We start from the raw sequence: 20005 nt of genomic DNA on the forward strand, positions 1-20005 counted from the left end.
AAACAGGCCCCACGGGGCCTGTTTTTGTTTCTGCTGTTCGCAGGCGTAGTTTTACCCTGCTCATTTGTCCGTGTTTTGAGTTCTTTCTCCTGTTGGATTTCGGTTGGAAAAAAATCTTCGAAAGCGTGGTTTAAAGTGCCGATTTTTTTAACGGTGCGCACGCCTACCGTTGTTGTTTCTGTTGTTTAGCTTTCGATTCAGCCGAAAAACAGAAAAAACTTTTGGAAAAATCCAAAAAATTTTGAAAAAACGGCCGCAAAAACGTGCATTGAGATAATTTTTTAAATAATATGCGCTACGAAGCCTTGCTGCACAAAAAGTGTGCTATGGTTTGAGTGAACCATGTGCTTAGCGTGCATGTTGGTTGTATGCATGCACGGATCAGCGCATGACCTATCATGATAGGAAGTTGAGGAGAACATTCTTATGGCCAGAGTTACGAAAAAGCGCGTTGCAAAAAAAGCGCCTCGCAAAGCCACAGCCAAGCGAGCAAACACTAAACGCACCGTAGCCCAACCCGCCGACCCCGCCGTAATCAAGGCACAAGCCACCCTCGAAAAATTGCAAAAAGACGTTCAGGCTCAGGCTAAGGACGTGGATGCCGCGCGTAAAAAAGCGGCTAGCGCCAAAGCCAAAGCGGCCAGTTCCGGTAAAGCCGTGGACAAGCGCAAAGCCAAAACAGCCACTAATGCCGTGGCTAAAGCCGCTCAGAAAGCTAAAGCCGTGCGCTCCAAAGTTGCCGAGGCCAAGGCGAGTCTGGCCAAAGCTAAGACTCTGGCAGCCGCTAAAGCCGTTGAAGAGGCTACCAAGGCTAAGGTTGAAGCCCTGCGCGCGAACCTGGCTGAACGCGCCGAGAAAGACTTGGCGAAAGCTAAAGCCGCATTTGAGCAACGCTGGAAAAAGAGCCGCACCAAAGCAGATGATCGCAAGGTGAAGGCGGCCGAGAAGAAGCTCAACGCTAAGGCTAAAGCCGCAGAGAAGAAAGCCAATGCAAAAATTGCCGCCGCCGAACGCAAAGCCGCCGCAAAAGCTAAGGCTGCAGAGAAAAAGGCTCAGGCTAAGGCCAAGGGCAAGGCTCGGAAAAAGACCGCTAAAAAGCGTACGAGCACGGCAGCTACCGCTAAGCGAGCGCCTGCGCGCAAAACCAGCGCGCGCAAGAAGACCGCTCGTAAGGCCACGGCCAAACGCCGCGCGGCGAAAAGGTAAGGCCAGTCCAGCGCTTTTACCCCAGAGTTGACACTAGGGTAAACAGCGTTGATTAAAAACCCCCGGTACTCACGCACCGGGGGTTTTGTGTTTTGGGTACCAGTGCTATATCCGCTAGTGGAATTCTGGCAAAATGGTCGCCAATTTCATTAGCCTTGGGCCCACTTCCTTCATGACCCATATTCTCGCCATAGATACCTCAACGGATGCCTGCTCTGTAGCTCTGAGTGCGAACGGCACCGTCACTGGACTGTTTGAGTTGGCGGCAAAAAGCCATACTCAGCGTCTGTTGCCCATGGTGGAAGAGCTGCTGCACCAATGTCATTGTGGCTTGGAAAATCTGGACGCCATTGCGTTTGGACGTGGGCCTGGATCATTTACCGGCCTGCGCATCGGTCTGGGCGTGGTCCAGGGGCTGGCGTTCGCGCGCCGCCTCCCCGTCATCCCGGTGTCTACCCTCGCTGCCATGGCTGCGGGCTACTGGCGGCGGAATCCCGACGCGGCGGTTCGGCCTGTGCTCACGTCCCTGGATGCTAGAATGAATGAAGTTTATTGGAGCGTCTATCGGGCGTGCTCTGGGCAGCAGACTCCCGAGCAGGTTATTGAAGAGCAAGTGATCTCGCCCGCCTCTGCGGCCTCAGCCATGAACGACTGGGAGGAGGCGTTTGACGGAATAGGGCAGGGCTGGCATTACGACGAGCTCCGTTCTTTGGATCCACACACCATAGAGCAAGCGTGCTATCCGGCGGCGGAAGACATTGCTCGTCTTGCTGTCGAAGCCTTTACCCGAGGAGAAGCGGTGCCTGTACAAGAGGCCCGTCCTGTGTACTTGCGAGACACGGTTTCCTGGAAAAAACGCACCCGAATTCGGAGCTGATTGCGGCGTCGCTTTGCCCAACTGGGGCGGCGCGCTGGTCAGTCACAGCCAAAGGTAGTTTTATGAGCAAAGATGTCATGGATACTCAGTCCTTTAATACCGATCTTTTGAGCTTTCTACAAGCTTCTCCCACGCCCTTTCATGCTACTGACACTATTGTCCAACAGCTCAGCCTTGCAGGCTTCACCGAGTTGCGCGAGGGCGATGCCTGGAACTTGCAAGCGGGCGGTCGCTACTGGCTCACGCGCAATGACTCCTCAGTGATCGCCTTCGTCTACGGCAAGCGCCCAATGCTTGAAACGGGCATTCGCATGGTGGGCGCCCACACCGACAGTCCCTGCTTGAAAGTCAAACCTCAGCCCGAACTTACCCGGCAAAACTACGCTCAGTTGGGAGTGGAAGTGTACGGCGGCGTTTTGATGGCGCCTTGGTTTGATCGGGATCTATCGATGGCTGGGCGGGTTAGCTTTCGAGGTGACGATGATCGAATTGCCAGTGCCCTGGTGGATTTTGTCGCACCTGTGGCCGTAGTGCCCAGTCTCGCCATCCATCTAGACCGGGAGGCCAACCGGCAGCGCTGCATTAACCCGCAAAAAGAGTTACCCCCTTTGCTGTTGCAGTTAAGTGGCGGCGACAAGGCACCGGACTTCCGCGCGTTGCTGCACGATCAGCTGCGCAGCCAACACCCAGAGCTAACCGTGGCCGAGGTGTTGGATTATGAAATTAGCCTGTACGACACTCAGGCACCCGCACTGGTGGGCTTGAAACAAGATTTTATTGCCAGCGCTCGGCTGGACAATTTGCTCAGCTGTTACGTGGGCCTGCGCAGCCTGCTTGAGGCTGATCCAGAGGTTACCAGCTTGCTGGTCTGCAACGATCATGAGGAAGTGGGCAGCGCGTCCTCCTGCGGTGCCAAAGGCCCTATGCTTCAGCAGTTTCTTGAGCGTTTGTTACCGGACCCGGATAGTCGCGTTCGGGTGCTCGATCGCTCCTTGATGATCTCCGCCGACAATGCCCACGGCGTGCATCCCAATTTTTCAGACCGGCATGATGAAAACCATGGGCCGCTTTTGAATGCTGGCCCGGTCATTAAGGTTAATGCCAATCAACGCTACGCCACCAACAGTGCCACCAGCGCCCTGTTCCGGGAACTGTGCCGCCAAGTGTCGGTGCCAGTGCAAACGTTCGTTTCCCGTACCGACATGGAGTGCGGCAGTACTATAGGGCCGGTTACGGCAGCCGAGATAGGGGTGAAAACGCTGGATGTGGGCGTACCCACTTTCGCCATGCATTCGATCCGGGAACTGGCCGGCAGCCAAGATGCGTGCTATTTGTATCAAGTCCTGAAACAGTTTTACGGCTACCCGCACCCGTTGGTGTAGTAAGCCCTAGGTGTAGTGATAGAGGAATAATAATGAAACACATAAAAGTATTGTGCCTGGCGGCCGCGGCTTGCCTTGGAGCGAATTTGGCTTGGGCCAACGGCGGGCACTTCGCGGTGGATGATGCAGGTATCGCCCCCGGTGGTAGTTGTGGAATGGAATCGTGGATAAGCCGTGTTGATTCCACCAATACCGCTACTTTGAGTCCGATGTGTAATTTTACCGGCGGCTCTGAGTGGACGCTGCCGTTGGTTTACAACCTCGAGGGGAGCGAGTTGGCCTATATGGGCCTGGAATACAAGACTGTCTGGTTGGACACGGGCCGTGGACCCGCACTGGCGTTTGATGCCGGGTTTATGTACAACCGCTTGGCGAGAGATTTTGAGGAATACTACATCAACATTCCCGCCAGCTTTCAAGCCTTGGAAAATCTGACGCTGCACCTGAATACCGGCGCTCGACACGAACCGGATGCCCGGGACACCTACGCCACCTGGGGGTTGGCGGCAACAGTGAAAACCGTCAATGGCCCGGTTTTGATCATGGAGTACTCGGACGATGATCGCTACGACCCTCTGATAGCTGCCGGCGCCCGTTTCCGAGTAGGTGCCACCCGCTGGACAATGGATCTGGGGGTCGCTCACGATACGGGTCCCGGCGACAACATCTTCACGATCGGTTTAAACATTCCGCGCTTTTTCTGATCGTCATTGACGGATTTTTACCTCTAAAACTCGAGCTTGCGACGGGCGGCACATTTCGCCCGTTGTCGTGTCTCGGTTCAAGCAGTACTGTATGCAGTTGTCCGCAGCGACCGGCAACCAACCCCAGCCTTACTCCAACACCCAGTGTCTAAAAGGTATGCTATGACCATTACCCGCGACCAGCTGAGCTTCTTTAGTCCCTTTGATACTCTCTCGGAAGAGTACCTGCATAAGGTGCTGGACAAAGCCCAAGTTCGCGACGTACCGAAAGGCAAAATCATTTTTCCGCGCGGTAAATCGCTTTCCGAAAGCCTGTACTTGCTCGAAGGTCAGGTTGACCTAGTGTCGGCAAATTTTGAGCGCGAGCCGCGCGAAGCCGGCAGCGAAGCCAGCCGTGTGCCGCTCAACAACACCTTACCCACGCAAGTCTCCGCGGTTGCCACTACAGACGTTCGCCTGTTACGTCTTGGACAGGATTTTGTCGATCTGGTTATGGCCTGGAGCGAGAGCCACGACCAAAAGAGTCAGGAACCGGTTGAAAAGAAAACCAGCGGGGCGGACGAGCACGACTGGATGTCCTGCCTGTTGGAAGCACCGTTGTTTGCTCGAGTGCCCCCCGGCAACATTCAGCAGTTGTTCGTGCGTTTTGTCCCCGAGGAAATCAAGGCGGGTCAGCTGGTGGTGCGAGAGGGCGAGCCGGGCGACTATTTTTACGTCCTGGAAAGTGGCTCCGCGCTGGTTAAGGACAAGGGCGGAGTGGTGCTCGCGGAGCTGGGCCCCGGTGAATATTTTGGTGAAGAGGCGCTGGTTGGGGAAACTACCCGCAACGCCAGCGTGGAAATGCTCACGGACGGCACTCTGATGAAGTTGGAAAAGGCGGATTTCCAGGCTTTGCTGCAAGAACCGATGATGCGCGTCGTTGATGCGCAAGAGTGGCAGAAGTTGGCCGCTGAACCCTCCGGCGCCATTCTGCTGGATGTTCGTCTGCCTTTGGAGCGGCGAATGGGCCTGGTGCCAGAAAGTCGCAATATCCCCTTGGGCAGGCTGCGTCAGGCGCTTCCCGAGCTAAAAGCCGGCCCCACCTACGTGGTTGCCGATGACGGTGGGCGGCGCAGCTGCGTGGCCGCCCAATTATTGTTGCAGGCCGGGCTGGATGCCGTCATCTTAAAAGACGCCGAGCGACTGCACCCTCAGAACCAGGTCGCGGAGTCCCGGTAAAAGTGAAGTCGCGGTGAAAATATTGTTGTTGTCGGCTTACGACGCGCACAGCCACAAAATCTGGCGCCAGGGCCTGGAAGCCCACTTCCCCGACTGCCAGTGGATCCAGCTGGCCCTGCCTCCCCGGCACTTTCGCTGGCGCATTCGAGGCAACAGTCTTACCTGGGCCTTCGAATCCCGCGATTTGTTATGTGCCCCCTATGACCTGCTCATCGCCACCTCGATGGTCGACTTGTCGACGTTGCGGGGGCTGGTGCCCCAGTTAGCGTCTTTGCCCACCGCGGTGTATTTCCACGAGAATCAGTTCGCTTATCCGCCCAGTGCGCGCCAGGGTGACAGCGTTGGCCCGCAGGTTCTCAATCTGTACACCGCTTTGTGCGCGAACCGAGTGGTGTTCAACTCCGAGTTCAACCGCAGCACCTTTTTGGATGGCGTGGACGAGCTGTTGCGGCGTCTACCCGATCATGTGCCCGCGAACGTTGCCAACCTTTTGGCCCAGCGCAGTGAAGTTATTCCTGTCCCTTTGGCGGACGCCTGTTTTCAGCCATCTTCGGCAGGCGATCAACCGTTCTCGCTCCTATGGAACCATCGCTGGGAATATGACAAAGCCCCCGAGCGACTGCTGGCCGCACTGCAACGATTTTTTGCGGCTCGAGATCAAGATGCCGGCCCGGTGCGGGTGCATGTAGTGGGGCAACAGTTTCGCCGCCAGCCGGCCGCTTTCAAGCAAATACGTGCGCTTTTGGAAGCCGAAGGCGCTGTGGGGCAGTGGGGTTATGTGGAAGATCTGGACGCTTACCGACGGCTGCTGGCGTCAAGCCACGTGGTCCTTTCAACGGCACTGCATGACTTCCAAGGGCTATCGGTTCTGGAAGCGGTGGCGGGGGGCGCTCGACCCCTAGTGCCAGAGCGTCAGGCCTACCCGGAATGGTTTGGGCCTGAGTACCGCTACCAGAGCGATTCTTCCCAACCGGGTCTGGAGGAACAGGCAATGGCGGATAAGCTGCTCCAATGGGAGGCCGAGTTCCGTCAGGGGCAGTGGGCCGCTGCACCAACCATAGAAGCTTTATCCTGGCGCACACTGGAGGGGCACTATAGAAACCTGTTCGAGCGCCTGACCGTTTGCCGCTCGGGGTGAAAAGTCGCCCGCAAGGTGCACAGGTGCCACGCCTGCCTGTATCATACGGGCGCTGAGTCACAACAAGACAGGTCATCATGAGTAAGCAACGGGTTTTAACAGGCATTACCACCACCGGAACGCCCCACTTGGGCAACTACGTCGGCGCCATCCGCCCAGCCATTCAGGCCAGCGAGCGGGATGACGCTCAGTCCTTTTATTTTTTGGCTGACTTCCACGCCCTGATCAAGTGTCAGGACGCCGAGCAAGTCCACCAATCCACGCGCGAAATTGCCGCCACCTGGTTGGCCTTGGGCCTGAACACCGATAAAGCCATTTTTTATCGCCAATCGGACGTGCCGGAAATTCCACAACTGTGCTGGCTATTGACCTGTCAGGCGGCGAAGGGCCTGATGAACCGTGCGCACGCCTACAAGGCGGCGGTAGCCGCAAACCAGGAAGCCGGGGAAGATCCGGATTACGGCATTACCATGGGCCTGTATAGCTATCCGGTGCTGATGGCAGCGGATATTTTGATGTTCAATGCCAACGAAGTGCCGGTGGGTAAAGACCAAATCCAGCACGTGGAAATGGCCCGGGACATCGCCGCGCGTTTTAACCATCACTATGGCGAACATTTTGTATTACCGGAAGCTCGTGTGGACGAACAGGTGTCGGTTCTGCAGGGTTTGGACGGGCGTAAAATGAGTAAGAGCTACGGCAACACGATTCCGCTTTTTCTGCCCGAAAAGAAACTGAAAAAGCACATCAATAAAATCAAAACCAATCTTCTTGAACCCGGCGAGCCGAAAGACCCGGACGACGCCACTGTGTTTCAAGTTTGGCAAGCCTTCGCCACCCCGGAGCAAACCGCTTCCATGCGTCTGGCGTTCGCTGAGGGTATCGCCTGGGGCGAGGCCAAGCGGCAGTTGTTCGAATTGATCAACGATCAATTGGGGGAAGCTCGCGAACGCTACAACGAGCTGATGGATAATCCCGTATACGTAGAAGAGGTTCTACAGGCGGGAGCTGCCAAAGCTCGCGCTCACAGCCAACCTATGCTGGAAAAATTGCGCGCGGCAGTGGGTATTAGACCGCTAGGGTAGTCTTACAAATTCGAGCAATAAGGTTTTGGTTCTCCAGTTAGTCCTTGGACAATCTGGAACTGGGGCGATTGGGTAAGCTATTCCGGAAACGCAGTGAACACATCCATGTGGCTCCCGCGCGTCATCCATGACGCGAGGGTTCCGGAATAGCTTACCCAACCACCCTTGGTGCTAATAGTAATGCTCGGAAAAGCCCGAATTTGGGTTTCGCTTGGCTCCACAACTCCGAATTTAATTTCCTTATTTCCCAAATCTTTCAGTTGGCACAGCGGAGGGGGCAGGCATTCCCGGAGTGTGGCGGACAGGAAAGGCCCTCAGGATCTCTAAGCTTTTCAAGCTCTCTTATTTCCCGAAACATCCAGAGTGGCACCGCGGAGAGTGGGGCAGGCATTCCCGGACTGTATGCGGCATGGATGCCGCATCCAAGCCTACACGGACGTATTCACGGCGTGTCCGGGTGTGCCTGCCCCACTCGTAGCACTCGACCAAAGTGCCGAAGCTGTCGTGTCCCCTACGAACTCAACTTCTCGACTACCCGATAAATACCACCGGTAAGCTGACGCAATTCCTCGGGAGAAATTACGTAGGGCGGCATAACGTAGACCAGTTTTCCAAAAGGTCGCACCCAAATGCCTTGGTCCACAAACATGGGTTGCACCTGGTTCATATCCACTGGCTCCTTCAGTTCCACCACACCAATGGCGCCCAACACCCGCACATCGGCGACAGCGTCCAGTTCACGGCATCGGGCCAGCTCAAGTTCCATCTGCGTCTCAATGGCTTTAACTCGTCCTGCCCAGTCGCTTTCCAACAGCAACTCAATACTGGCGTTGGCGACGGCGCAGGCCAGCGGATTGCCCATAAACGTCGGCCCGTGCATAAACACTCCGGCTTCGCCGTGGCAAATACCATCGCTGACCTTGTCGTTACACAGCGTCGCCGCCAGAGTCATATAGCCGCCGGTCAGACCTTTACCCAAACACATAATATCTGGGCTGATGCCAGCGTGTTCACAGGCAAAGAGTGTGCCCGTGCGTCCAAAGCCTGTGGCAATTTCGTCGGCAATTAACAGCACTTGGTGCTGATCACACAGCTCCCTAACCCGTTGCAGGTAGCGGGGCGAATAGAAGCGCATTCCGCCAGCGCCTTGAACAATGGGTTCCAGAATCACCGCGGCCAGTTCATCTCGATGATCTTCAAGCAGCCGAGCGAGCTCGGTGATATCGCTGTCATCCCAGGGGGCATCGAACGCGCATTGCGGTTCGGGAGCAAACAACTGTTGTGCCAGGGTGTGGCTAAAGAGTTGGTGCATGCCGGTAACCGGATCACACACTGACATGGCGCCAAAGGTGTCGCCGTGGTATCCCTTACGTAAAGCCAGAAAGCGGTGTTTTTGTGGTTGGCCTTGGGAGTGCCAATACTGCATGGCCATTTTTAGGGCGACTTCTACGGATACGGAGCCGGAGTCAGCCAAAAACACTTTGTTCAAACCCGGTGGCGTTAGCGCAATCAGTGTTTGCGCCAAGCGCACGGCCGGCTCGTGAGTCAGGCCGCCAAACATTACGTGTGCCATACTCTGTAACTGCGTTTGTACAGCGGCGTTGAGCACCGGGTGATTGTATCCGTGCAGCTGCGACCACCAGGAGGCCATTCCATCCACTAATTTTCGGCCATCACTGAGTTGGATGTATACACCTTCAGCACTGGCGACAGGAAACACGGGGCTGGGGGTTAGAAACGAGGAGTAGGGGTGCCACAAATGCTCTCGGTCAAGAGTGGTTAGCTGTTCGGCGGAAAGGGGCTGGTTATCGGGCATAGGCAACATCTAGCGTTTAAAGGTCGGGCTCGGTAAAACCGAAAGGAGAGCCCGTAAACTTAGCAGAAAACGCGATGAAAATCAGCTGCGAAGGCCTTTGATCCTCTACTTAACCCGGGTATTTGCCCGGCCTTCTGGCGCGCCAACGGTGGGCGCTTATACTAACTGGGTATTTGACCTTGCGCCGAACTTAGCGTAACTTCTGGTCCAATTGACCAAATGGTTTTGTTCGGTTGCGAACGGGATTTTGAGGCGAGTGAAGTTCTGGTTATATGTGGGGAGAGGCCCTAGTGGTAAGCCTCCCGGGTATGAGAGTTGCGAGAAAAATAACAGAGGTAAGACGTTTATGAAGCACCTAGCCAAATTTGTTTCCAGCGCCGCCTTGGGTTTGTCCCTGGCTGTCGGTGCGAGTGCGCAAGAAGTTACTCCGCTTGCCGAAGGGCATGACAAATTTTTGGGCGGCATCTTTGCTACCAACCAAGTGGAAGGGTTTACTCAGTACTTCAACCAAGTGACGCCCGAAAACGCCGGTAAATGGGGCGCCGTCACCAACCAAAACAGCCGACCTGCTGAGTATCAGGACAGCTGGTTCGAGGGCGGTTGGCACGGTGGTTTAGATAATGCTTTTAACCTCGCCAAAGACAACGATTTCGTATTTCGAATGCACGTGCTGATATGGGGCAACCAGCAGCCGGGTTGGATTCGAGATCTTCCGCAAGAGGAGCAGCTGGAAGCCATCCGTGAGTGGTTTGGCGTTCTACGGGATCGCTACAACGATGACCGAGGCGGATTTGATTATATTGAGGTGGTCAATGAACCCGTCAACGATCCGCCCGATGGCGAAGACGGCGATAGTGACGGTGGCCATTATGCGGACGCACTGGCCAGTGCCGTACAGGACGGCACTGGGGGTGAATGGGATTGGGCAATTGCCGCCTATGAAATGGCCCGTGAATACTTCCCCCGGACTCCAGACGGTGGCAATAAATTGATGTTGAACGAGTACAACGTCATTAGTGTGGGCAGTGTTCGCTCCCGCTACCTGGAACTGGCGGAGCTGTTGAAAGAGCGTGATTTGTTGGATGCTATCGGAGCACAGGCACACGCATTTTCTACCGGTGGCTCTTCGGCAAGCATTCGGGCTGCGATTGATGAAGTGGCAGCGGTGGGAGTTCCCGTGTATATCACGGAAATGGATATCGACGGTCCTACAGACCAAGAGCAGTTGCTTGAATACTCGCGTGTTTTCCCAATTTTTTGGGAGCATGAAGCGGTGGCAGGGGTGACCTTGTGGGGCTTCCGACCCGGATTGTGGCGTGACTCCGCCAACCTGGTTCGCACTGATGGTTCCGAGCGTCCTGCCATGAAATGGCTGCGTTGTTACTTGCAATGCGACACAGTGGCGGTGATCGAAGATCAGGTGTTCGAGCTGGGTGACAACGCAAGAGCTGGAGCGAACATCGGCCGCGTGGTTGGTCACAGCCCTAACGGTAACATTTCCTCCTGGGAGATTACCGGTGGTGATGATGCCTCTTTGTTTACCATCAACGAAGATGGTCGTTTGGCTCTGGCCAGCAACGCAACTCTGGATCACAGCATAGCTACCAGCCACGATATCAGCGTTGTCGCGCATGACAGTGAAGGCTCCAGCGAGCCGGTCACAGTACGCCTGAAAGTGCGGGACGAAGGTGGTCCTGCTGATAGCGGTGGTAACGGCGGTAGCGACTACACGCCACCTGTTAAGAGCACGGGCGGCGGCGCGAGCAGCCTCCTGTTGCTGATGCTCACCATGCTGGGTGGTGCTGGGCTGATGTCCCGCCGCACTCGCTAGGAGTTTCAGCTCCACATAAAAAAAGCGGCCATTGGCCGCTTTTTTTATGTTCGGTTACTTTCGAGCCCTACTGAATCAATAAACGCCGCGAATGTGCTCTTTCACTCGCTGCTGGTAAAACTCGTACAATTCGTTGTGCAGACTTTCGGGTAAGGGAGCTAACTCGCTGACGCGCACGTTTTCTCGTACCTGGGCAGCCGAACTGGCGCCGGGAATAATCGTGCTCACCGCGTCCTGATCCAGCAACCAACGCATAGCCATTTGCGCCATGGTGTAACCCTCAGGCACCTTATCGTTCAGCTCCCGAACCAGCTGGACGCCAGTTTCAAACGGAATGCCGGCGAAGGTTTCGCCCACGCTGAAAGCTTTGCCTTCACGATTGAAGTTGCGATGATCTGTGGATGCGAACTGAGTTTTCTCATCAAACTTGCCGCTCAGCATGCCGCTGGCCAACGGTAGGCGCACAATAATGCCAATCTGGTTTTCTTTCGCTTTGGGCAACAGCTCATCACGCAACTTCTGGCGGAAGATGTTGTAGATCACTTGCAGCGACGTTAGGTCGGAGTGCTCCGCGCAAATCAAAGCTTCCTCGACGGTTTCCACGCTGGCACCAAAGTAGCGAATCAAGCCTTCCTGTTGCACGGTGCGCAGCCAATCGAAGATTTCTCCCCTGGCCACCACTTCTGTGGGCACGCAGTGCAATTGCAGCAAGTCGATGCAGTCGCGCTTCAGCCGGTCTTGTGAGCGGCGCACAGCGTCGCGCAGATTGTTCAGAGAGTATTTGTCCGGATAGGTCTCGCCACCGCGGCCGTACTTGGTGGCAATGATCGGGCGCGGTTCGCTCTGGCTCAAGCGTTGCCCAAGAAAACGCTCACTGGCACCAGCGCCATACACATCGGCGGTATCGAAAAAATTCACTTGTTTATCCAGCGCGGTCTCAATAATGGCGCCGACGGTTTGTTCCTCAATGGGGCCAAAATCGCCGCCCAGTTGCCAGCAGCCCAGGCCCACTTCACTGACTTGTAAATCGCTGTTGCCCAATTGCCGTTGATTCATCGCGCACCTCTTTTTTGTACTGCCAGGAGTAACGTAACGCGCGCAGGGTTCGCGCGTTTAGTGAACCGGGTATGGTACCAGTTTTGGGCGGGTTCGGCTTTGGTGACGTTTACTCAGTTAAACAGGCCGGATCGAAGGCGTAGTGACCACTCAGCCAGTTGAGCAGTTCTTGGGCGCTGACTGAACTGTCGGCAAACGGCTGGTAACGGTTTTTTAAGTGCAGGCGCTGTGACTCAGTGAGAGCGTCGAGCCCAGTATCCTGAAGCAGAGGTCGATCTTCGATCAGTCGCTCCGCCAAAGCGGGCTCACATAGGCGCTGGCACGCCTGAATAAAGGCCGCTTCAGTTTGGTAGCCATCACCCTCGCGGTAGGCTTGGGGGAGGGTGCTTAACGGAATCTGCGATAGGTAGGGTTGATTCATGGGGTTTACAGCGTGCCCAGCCAGGTGCCCTTCAAGGTGAGCGCGATCTTTAGAGAAGGCTTGCAGGCGCAGCTGCTGGCACAGCTTTTGGCTATCGTTAACGGGGTAGTTATCCCATAGAAACGGGCGCCGCCCTAACAGACTGTTTACTTGCTCAAGATGTGCTTCAGGGTAATGTTCGGAGCACACTTTGGGCCCCGTCCAGAAAATATCAATGGCGGAATCCAGGCCTTGCGCCAAAGTTTTCCAGTAGTCGGCGGGACGAGCGCCAAAGACTTTTTCCAGAATCGGGTCAAAGCTGTAGTAGGTGGGGCAAAACACAATGCGTGAAGCGCTGGTGGTATTCGCGGCGGTTTGTACCAGCTCCACCTGCCTCTGGGCCAGTTCTGGCAGATCGCCGCGCATATCGTCAAACAGCAGGCACAAAATATCTGGCTCAAGACGATTCAATGATTCGATTTTACGGGTTAATGCGACTCGACTGTCTGCACTCGGTTGCCGGTAGAGTTCGTACGGGCTCAGGCCCACACCAAACTTAACTCCCGCCTGTTGATAGCGCGATCGCAGCTGTAGTAGCTGTGACCACTGTGCTGCGGTCCAGTCCTCTTGCCAGCGGCGCCTGAGGATCGCGTCGCTTTTAGGGGCGTAGATGTAAAAATCATAGCCGTGCTGCGCCATAAAGCTGGCGTAGCTTTCCCGCGCGGACCAGGACCAGGGGCGGCCGAAAAAGCCTTCGATCACACCCAGGGGGGTGGAAACAGATGTGTGCGCCATAATCACTTCCCGCCGATTTCCCGCCAGCTTACCCAGCTGGGGAGGGTATGGGAAGTCATCGGCCAAAAGTGCCTGGGACTCGGGCATGGCGCGCTCTGCCAGGAGTGGCGTGGATTGACACTCAGGCCCTAAAAGCCTAAGATAGCCGCCTTTTTGGAACCCCACTATCTCGCCCGGCCAGCGCCAGACATACAGCTTGTACAGGTGTTTGCAGGCACGCTGGTATCAATCTTTTACCCAAAGCGACCGCTGGTCCGGGGCTCGGGCCGGCTGCGAACAGCTCGCCCGATGACAGGGCTGCGCGGGCCCATGTCATTGGCGGCGAAAGGCGGTTTTGTATCGCTACACATTGTGCAATCCGGCTGCGTGTGCAGCCCAGGGAACAAGAGGTATTCCATGGCAAGTCGTACTGAGTTATCCAGCTGGCAGGCTCTGACCCAACACACCCAGAACATGCGTACCCGGAAAATCAAGGATCTGTTTTCCGAAGATCAAGCGCGCTTCGATAAGTTCTCCCTCCAGTTACCGCATTTTTTGTTCGACTTTTCCAAAAACCTGATCACCGAAGAGACTAAATCGCTACTGCTCGACTTGGCGAAAGAGACCGATGTGGCCGGTTGGCGGGATAAGATGTTTGCCGGCGAGCACCTCAACCGCACCGAAGATCGCGCCGTGATGCATGTGGCGCTGCGGGATAAATCCGGCGCCCCCATTATGATCGACGGCAAAGACATGCGTCCGGTGGTGGAAGGCGAGCTGAAGCGCATGCGCGCTCTGGTAGAGCAAGTGCGTTCGGGTGAATGGCGAGGCTACAGTGATAAGGCAATTACTGATGTGGTAAGCATCGGTATCGGTGGCTCCAACCTCGGCCCACTGATGGCCACTGAAGCACTGAAGTCTTACGCGGATGGCCGCCTTAATGTGCACTATGTATCCAACGTGGATGGTGCTCAAATTGCCGACGTGCTGGATCACGTAGATCCCGAAACCACGTTGTTTGTCATCGCCTCAAAAAGCTTCACCACCCCCGAAACCACTCTGAATGCCAATACGGCGCGAGCTTGGTTTTTGAGCAATGGTGGCAGTGAGGACACGACCAGTCGTCATTTTATTGCCGTGTCCTCCAACGTCGAAAAAGCCGTGGCATTCGGTGTGGGCAAAGACAATATATTTGAAATGTGGGACTGGGTCGGAGGCCGTTTCTCACTTTGGTCGGCCATCGGCTTGCCCATCGCCTTGCAGCTGGGTTTTGAGCTGTTCGACGAGTTGTTGCAAGGCGCTTTCGAGATGGATACCCACTTTCGCGAAGCACCGCTGGAAGCCAATGCGCCCGTATTGATGGCACTACTCGGTGTTTGGAATGGCAACTTCCTGGGTTACCGGGCGCACGCCTTGCTGGCCTATGATCAGTGTCTGCATCGCCTGCCGGCGTATATGCAGCAGGCAGAGATGGAAAGTAATGGTAAGTCCGTTAACTGGGCCGGCGAGCCTCTGGCTTACCCCAGCTGCCCGCTCATTTGGGGTGAAGTGGGTATTAACGGTCAGCACGCGTTTTACCAGCTGCTCCATCAAGGTACCGACATAATTCCAGCCGATTTCATCGGTTCAATTAACAGTACGCAGCCAGTGCCCGGCCATCACGACGCGTTGATGGCGAACTACTTCGCCCAGACCGAAGCGCTAATGAAGGGCATCAGTGCCGAGGAAGTGCGCGCCGATCTGACCGCCAAAGGCGTAGCGCCGGAGCGTATTGAAGAATTGGTGCCCCATAAGGTCCATCCGGGCAACCGGCCCACCAACAGTCTTTTGCTTAATAAAGTGGAAGCTAAGTCCCTGGGCGCCCTGATTGCGCTTTATGAGCACAAGATCTTTGTGCAAGGCATTATTTGGGATGTGCATTCTTTCGACCAGTGGGGCGTGGAACTGGGCAAGGTGCTGGCGGCAGGCATAGAGCCAGAATTGGCGCCTGACAACGAGGTCAGTGGCAAGCATGATGCCTCAACCCGCCATCTGATAGAATATTACAAGAAAGCAAAACAGCAATAGCGGTAGTCGGCGTCGGGCCCAATGGTGGGCCCGATGTCGGTTTAAACGTGGGCGCACCGCTGCACGGAGACTTGTGAGAGAGCGGATCGCTATCAGGCGGCAACGAATCGCCCGGAGTGATCACCGTGTACGTTTTAAAGCCGGCAGGCTTGTTATGCCTCGTGTGTAGGGTTGACCGGCGGCCTGCTCGGCGCCAGGGGATACGTAAAGGGCGCGAGCCCGAGCTGGAATGAGCGATAAAATGCGCTGCATTCCGCCCGTATTCAGGCGATGGGGCGATGCTGACACACTCAAAGAATCTATGGTGCTGATATGACTCACAAGAAACTCTCGGAGATTACTCAACGCATTACCGAGCGCAGTCGCGATACGCGTGCCCGTTACCTGGAGCGCATTGAGCGTATGCGCAGCAACGGTCCGGCACGCAAGCGGCTCTCGTGCGGAAATCTGGCACACGGTTTTGCCGGTGTTCTGTCTCCTGACAAAGAGGCTCTGGCCGAGGGCGACGCCCCTAATTTGGGGGTGGTATCGGCTTACAATGAAATGCTGTCCGCCCACCAACCCTACGGGACCTACCTGGAACCCATCAAGGCCGCCGCGCATTCCGTGGGCATGACCGCCCAGTTCGCTGGTGGCGTTCCCGCCATGTGCGACGGGGTGACTCAGGGTCGGGACGGGATGGACCTATCCCTCTTTAGTCGCGACGTCATCGCCATGTCCACGGCCGTGGCACTCTCCCACGATATGTTCGACGGGGCTGCCTGCCTGGGTATTTGCGACAAGATCGTACCGGGCCTGATGATAGGCTCTCTGTCCTTTGGGCATCTGCCAGTCGTGTTTATCCCCGCTGGCCCCATGACACCTGGTTTACCTAATTCTGAAAAAGTCCGTGTGCGGCAGTTGTTCGCAGAAGGCAAAGTGGGTCGTAAGGAATTGCTGCAGGCGGAAAGCGAGTCCTACCACAGTCCCGGCACTTGCACGTTTTACGGTACCGCCAACAGCAACCAGATGCTGATGGAAATGATGGGCATGCAGTTGCCCGGCAGCTCGTTTGTGAACCCCGATACGCCTCTGCGTGAAGCGTTGACCGCTGAAGCGATTCGCCAGTTGTCCCGCAATACCGACGCGGCTGGCGGCTACACGCCCATGTCCGAAGTGGTGGACGAGAAAGCGGTCATTAATGGCATGATTGGCTTGTTGGCGACTGGTGGCTCGACTAACCACGCCATTCATATTATGGCCATCGCCCGCGCGGCGGGCGTGCAGGTCAACTGGCAGGATCTCTCTGACCTGTCGGATATTATCCCTCTGATGTGTCACATTTACCCCAACGGCATGGCGGACATCAATCGCTTCCAAGCTGTGGGCGGCATGGGCTATCTGATGCGCGAGCTGCGCGCCGAAGGGCTACTGCACGACGACGTAAAAACCATTATGGGCAGCGAAGGTGGCCTGGCTCCTTACACCAAGGAGCCGTTCCTGGAAGATGGCAAGCTGGCTTGGCGCGACGCCCCGACCGAAAGCCTGGACGACACTGTTCTGCGTCCGGCCGGTAAAGCGTTTAGCCCGGTAGGCGGTATGAAGCTGTTGACCGGCAACTTGGGTCGCTGCGTGATCAAGACCTCCGCCGTTAAGCCGGAACACCGCAAAGTGAAAGCGCCTGCCGTGGTGTTTCACACCCAGGAAGCCATGACGGAAGCGTTTAAAAGCGGTGAACTCAATAAGGATTTGGTGGCCGTGGTGCGTTTCCAGGGCCCGAAAGCCAATGGCATGCCCGAGCTACACAAACTCACGCCGGGCCTGGGCGTACTGCAGGATCGCGGCTACAAGGTCGCTTTGGTGACCGATGGCAGGATGTCCGGTGCCTCTGGTAAAATCCCCGCCGCCATTCACCTGACGCCTGAAGCTCTGGATGGTGGTCCTATCTCGCTGGTGCGCGAGGGCGACATGATTGAGCTGGACGCGGAGGCGGGCACGCTGGAGCTGCTGGTGGACGAAAAAGAGTTGCGCGAGCGCAAGCCCATCGAAGCCGACCTGTCCGCCAGTCACGAGGGAATGGGCCGTGAACTGTTTGCTCCCATGCGTCGTACCGTGGGAACGGCCGAAGAGGGTGCCACTGTATTCGAGTGGTAACTCAGAGACACTGAACACCGGCTTCCGGGCCGGCTCGAGGGTGCCAGTTTTCCCTCACAACAAGAACCGAACACAAGGTTGATTCCATGCTCAAAGCGTTTGATTTTGTCATTTTCGGAGGTGCCGGCGACTTGGCACTGCGCAAACTTCTGCCGGGCCTGTATCGCGCCTACCGCAATGACGAGTTGCCCTCGGGCACCCGAATTCTGGGTATCTGCCGCCGCGAAAAACAGGTGGCCGACTATCAGCAAAATATCCGCGCGGCCGCTCAGGAGCATTTGCGCCCCGACGAATTTGATGGTGAAGCGTGGGATACCTTTGCCCAGTGCATTATTCCAGTGTTTCTGAATATCGACGAGCAGGATGAGCACTGGAAAAACCTGGCCGACCTGCTGAACGCTGGCAATGAGCAGCGAGTGTTTTATCTGGCCACGCCTCCGGGTGTGTTTGGGGTCTGCTGTAAAAATCTCTCGGACGTGGGTTTGATCACGCCTACCTCGCGCGTGGTGGTGGAAAAACCCCTGGGTTACGACCTGCAAACCGCGGAGGAGATCAACTCGCAAATCGCCGAATACTTCGACGAGCGCAGCATCTTCCGTATCGATCACTATTTGGGCAAAGAAACCGTTCAGAACCTACTGGCTCTGCGTTTCACCAACAGCATTTTTGAAAACCTGTGGGACGCCAAGTCCATTGACCATGTACAAATCAGCATTTCAGAAACCGTCGGCCTCGAAGGTCGTGCCAGTTTCTATGACGATGCCGGTGCGTTGCGTGACATGGTGCAAAACCACCTGTTGCAGTTGTTGTGCCTGGTGGCCATGGAGTCTCCGAACAAACTGACGGCCGACAGCATCCGCTCTGAAAAACTCAAGGTGTTGGAGTCCCTGCGCCCGCTGAAAGGCGACGCGGTAAAATGGCATACCATTCGCGGTCAATACGTGGCCGGTGAAGTGGGTGGCAAAAAAGTCCCCGGCTATCTGGAAGAACTTGGGAATGACAAAAGTACCACAGAAACTTTTGTCGCCATCCGTGCCCACATCGATAACTGGCGCTGGGCCAATGTGCCTTTTTACTTGCGTACCGGTAAGCGTATGCGTCGGCGCGCTGCGGAAATCGTCATTCAGTACAAAGATGTTTCTCACCGGGTGTACCCTTCCGCTGCGGGAACACTGGAGCCGAACCGTCTGGTGATTCGCCTGCAGCCGGAGGAGAGCATCCAGATCATTGTTACTTCCAAGAACCTGGAAAAGCACGAAACTGAGCTGCTGCCGGTCGCGTTGAATTTGAATTTTGCGGAAACGTACAAGCATTTTGTCAGTGATGCGTACAAGCGCTTGATGCTGGACGCCGCCGCAGACGATCCGAGCTTGTTCATTCACCGCAACGAAGTGGCTGCAGCCTGGAGCTGGATCGACCCCATCATTGAAGCCTGGCAGCGCCCGGAAAATCGGCCCCTGCCTTACCCGGCAGGCAGCTGGGGGCCCGAGGCTTCCCAGGAACTGCTCTCGGGTGATGAGCGGAGTTGGTTCAATATTGATGAACTGCTGGAGAGAGGGAAATCCTAATGGTCAACGAACACTTGTTTGATAGCCGTGAAGAACTCTTGGCCGCACTGCAGGACGAGTGCACGTCGGCTTTGCAAGAAGCGCTCAAGGAGCGTGGTAAGGCCAGTTTAATGGTGTCCGGTGGTAGCTCTCCGGCCCCTTTGTATCAACGCCTGAGCGAAGTGGATCTGGATTGGTCGGCGGTGTCCGTGGCGCTGGTGGACGAGCGTTGGGTGGAACCCGGTCATGAAAAAAGTAACGAGACTCTGGTGGTCAACAACTTGATGCAAAACCGTGCCGCCCAGGCCAGCTTGACCGGCATGAAAAACGCCGCCGAGCTGCCCGCCCAAGGTTTGGCCGAATGCGAAGCCGCTTATCAAAAACTACCCCAGCCCTTCGATGTAACCCTCCTGGGTATGGGCCCCGACGGCCACACCGCCTCCCTGTTTCCCCATGCAGACGGCCTGGAGAAGGCGCTGGACACGAGCAACGATGCCCTGTGCGCCGCCATCAGCGCTAAACAGAGCGAGGTGACCGGTGAGTATACGGATCGTATGACTCTGAGCCTGAAAGGTCTTCTGAACTCGCGTCGGTTGATTCTGCTGATTACTGGCGAAGATAAACTGGAAGCCTTTCGTCAGGCACAGTCCGGCTCCGAAGTGGCGGACATGCCGATACGCGCAGTACTGCAACAGGACCAGCTTCCCTTGACGGTTTATTGGGCACCCTAACAGCCCGCGATATGCGGCTGAACACATTGAATTAATTAAA

At 56.1% G+C, this 20005-nt stretch carries 15 protein-coding genes; 12 read left to right on the top strand and 3 right to left on the bottom strand.

Annotated features, from left to right (window positions below; genetic code table 11):
• Window positions 1-426 precede the first annotated feature (426 nt).
• The 7 genes from RBH33_RS10680 (at window position 427) to RBH33_RS10710 (ending at window position 7610) form a co-directional block, all read left to right on the top strand.
• The gene (locus RBH33_RS10680; RefSeq protein ID WP_306732178.1) at window positions 427-1206 is read left to right on the top strand and encodes a hypothetical protein; all 780 of its coding nucleotides are present in this window, start codon (window positions 427-429) and stop codon (window positions 1204-1206) included.
• Between the two features lie 133 nt (window positions 1207-1339).
• Window positions 1340-2083, top strand: coding sequence for a tRNA (adenosine(37)-N6)-threonylcarbamoyltransferase complex dimerization subunit type 1 TsaB (tsaB, locus tag RBH33_RS10685; RefSeq protein WP_306732179.1), 744 nt, complete (start codon window positions 1340-1342; stop codon window positions 2081-2083).
• A gap of 62 nt (window positions 2084-2145) precedes the next feature.
• A complete protein-coding gene (locus RBH33_RS10690; RefSeq protein ID WP_306732180.1) occupies window positions 2146-3465 on the top strand; it encodes a M18 family aminopeptidase in 1320 nt (439 codons plus the stop codon).
• Window positions 3466-3497: 32 nt separating this feature from the next.
• Window positions 3498-4169: a hypothetical protein gene (locus RBH33_RS10695; RefSeq protein ID WP_306732181.1), complete on the top strand. Its 672-nt coding sequence runs from the start codon at window positions 3498-3500 to the stop codon at window positions 4167-4169.
• A 162-nt stretch (window positions 4170-4331) separates the two neighbouring features.
• Window positions 4332-5387, top strand: a complete 1056-nt coding sequence (locus RBH33_RS10700) for a cyclic nucleotide-binding domain-containing protein (protein ID WP_306732182.1) — start codon at window positions 4332-4334, stop codon at window positions 5385-5387.
• A gap of 13 nt (window positions 5388-5400) precedes the next feature.
• On the top strand, window positions 5401-6525 hold the full coding sequence (locus RBH33_RS10705; protein WP_306732183.1) for a tRNA-queuosine alpha-mannosyltransferase domain-containing protein: 1125 nt from the start codon (window positions 5401-5403) through the stop codon (window positions 6523-6525).
• Between the two features lie 77 nt (window positions 6526-6602).
• A complete protein-coding gene (locus tag RBH33_RS10710) occupies window positions 6603-7610 on the top strand; it encodes a tryptophan--tRNA ligase (protein ID WP_306732184.1) in 1008 nt (335 codons plus the stop codon).
• Between the two features lie 511 nt (window positions 7611-8121).
• On the opposite strand, the gene bioA is transcribed toward RBH33_RS10710, so the two are convergent.
• Window positions 8122-9426: an adenosylmethionine--8-amino-7-oxononanoate transaminase gene (gene bioA, locus RBH33_RS10715; protein ID WP_306732185.1), complete on the bottom strand. Its 1305-nt coding sequence runs from the start codon at window positions 9424-9426 to the stop codon at window positions 8122-8124.
• A 346-nt stretch (window positions 9427-9772) separates the two neighbouring features.
• On the opposite strand from bioA, the gene RBH33_RS10720 reads away from it, so the two are divergent.
• Window positions 9773-11257, top strand: a complete 1485-nt coding sequence (locus tag RBH33_RS10720; protein ID WP_306732186.1) for an endo-1,4-beta-xylanase — start codon at window positions 9773-9775, stop codon at window positions 11255-11257.
• A gap of 75 nt (window positions 11258-11332) precedes the next feature.
• Here the strand turns inward: RBH33_RS10720 and RBH33_RS10725 are convergent, their stop codons facing one another.
• The gene (locus RBH33_RS10725) at window positions 11333-12313 is read right to left on the bottom strand and encodes an aldo/keto reductase (RefSeq protein WP_306732187.1); all 981 of its coding nucleotides are present in this window, start codon (window positions 12311-12313) and stop codon (window positions 11333-11335) included.
• 109 nt (window positions 12314-12422) lie between these two features.
• Window positions 12423-13595 (bottom strand): beta-N-acetylglucosaminidase domain-containing protein, encoded by a 1173-nt coding sequence (locus tag RBH33_RS10730; protein ID WP_306732188.1) that lies wholly within the window; start codon window positions 13593-13595, stop codon window positions 12423-12425.
• A 309-nt stretch (window positions 13596-13904) separates the two neighbouring features.
• Between RBH33_RS10730 and pgi the strand changes: the two genes are divergently transcribed.
• The 4 genes from pgi to pgl all read left to right on the top strand — a co-directional run bounded on the left by pgi (window position 13905) and on the right by pgl (window position 19965).
• Complete coding sequence (gene pgi / locus RBH33_RS10735) at window positions 13905-15554, top strand: glucose-6-phosphate isomerase (protein ID WP_306732189.1); 1650 nt, start codon at window positions 13905-13907, stop codon at window positions 15552-15554.
• 312 nt (window positions 15555-15866) lie between these two features.
• Window positions 15867-17687 carry a phosphogluconate dehydratase gene (gene edd / locus RBH33_RS10740; RefSeq protein WP_306732190.1) on the top strand — a complete coding sequence of 607 codons (1821 nt, stop codon included), beginning with the start codon at window positions 15867-15869 and terminating at the stop codon, window positions 17685-17687.
• Between the two features lie 86 nt (window positions 17688-17773).
• Window positions 17774-19255, top strand: a complete 1482-nt coding sequence (zwf, locus tag RBH33_RS10745; RefSeq protein WP_306732191.1) for a glucose-6-phosphate dehydrogenase — start codon at window positions 17774-17776, stop codon at window positions 19253-19255.
• A complete protein-coding gene (pgl, locus tag RBH33_RS10750) occupies window positions 19255-19965 on the top strand; it encodes a 6-phosphogluconolactonase (protein WP_306732192.1) in 711 nt (236 codons plus the stop codon). Before zwf ends, pgl begins: the two co-directional genes overlap by 1 nt.
• Window positions 19966-20005 lie beyond the last annotated feature (40 nt).

It is taken from the genome of Marinimicrobium hydrolyticum (assembly GCF_030848505.1).
GTDB lineage: Bacteria > Pseudomonadota > Gammaproteobacteria > Pseudomonadales > Cellvibrionaceae > JAVDDU01.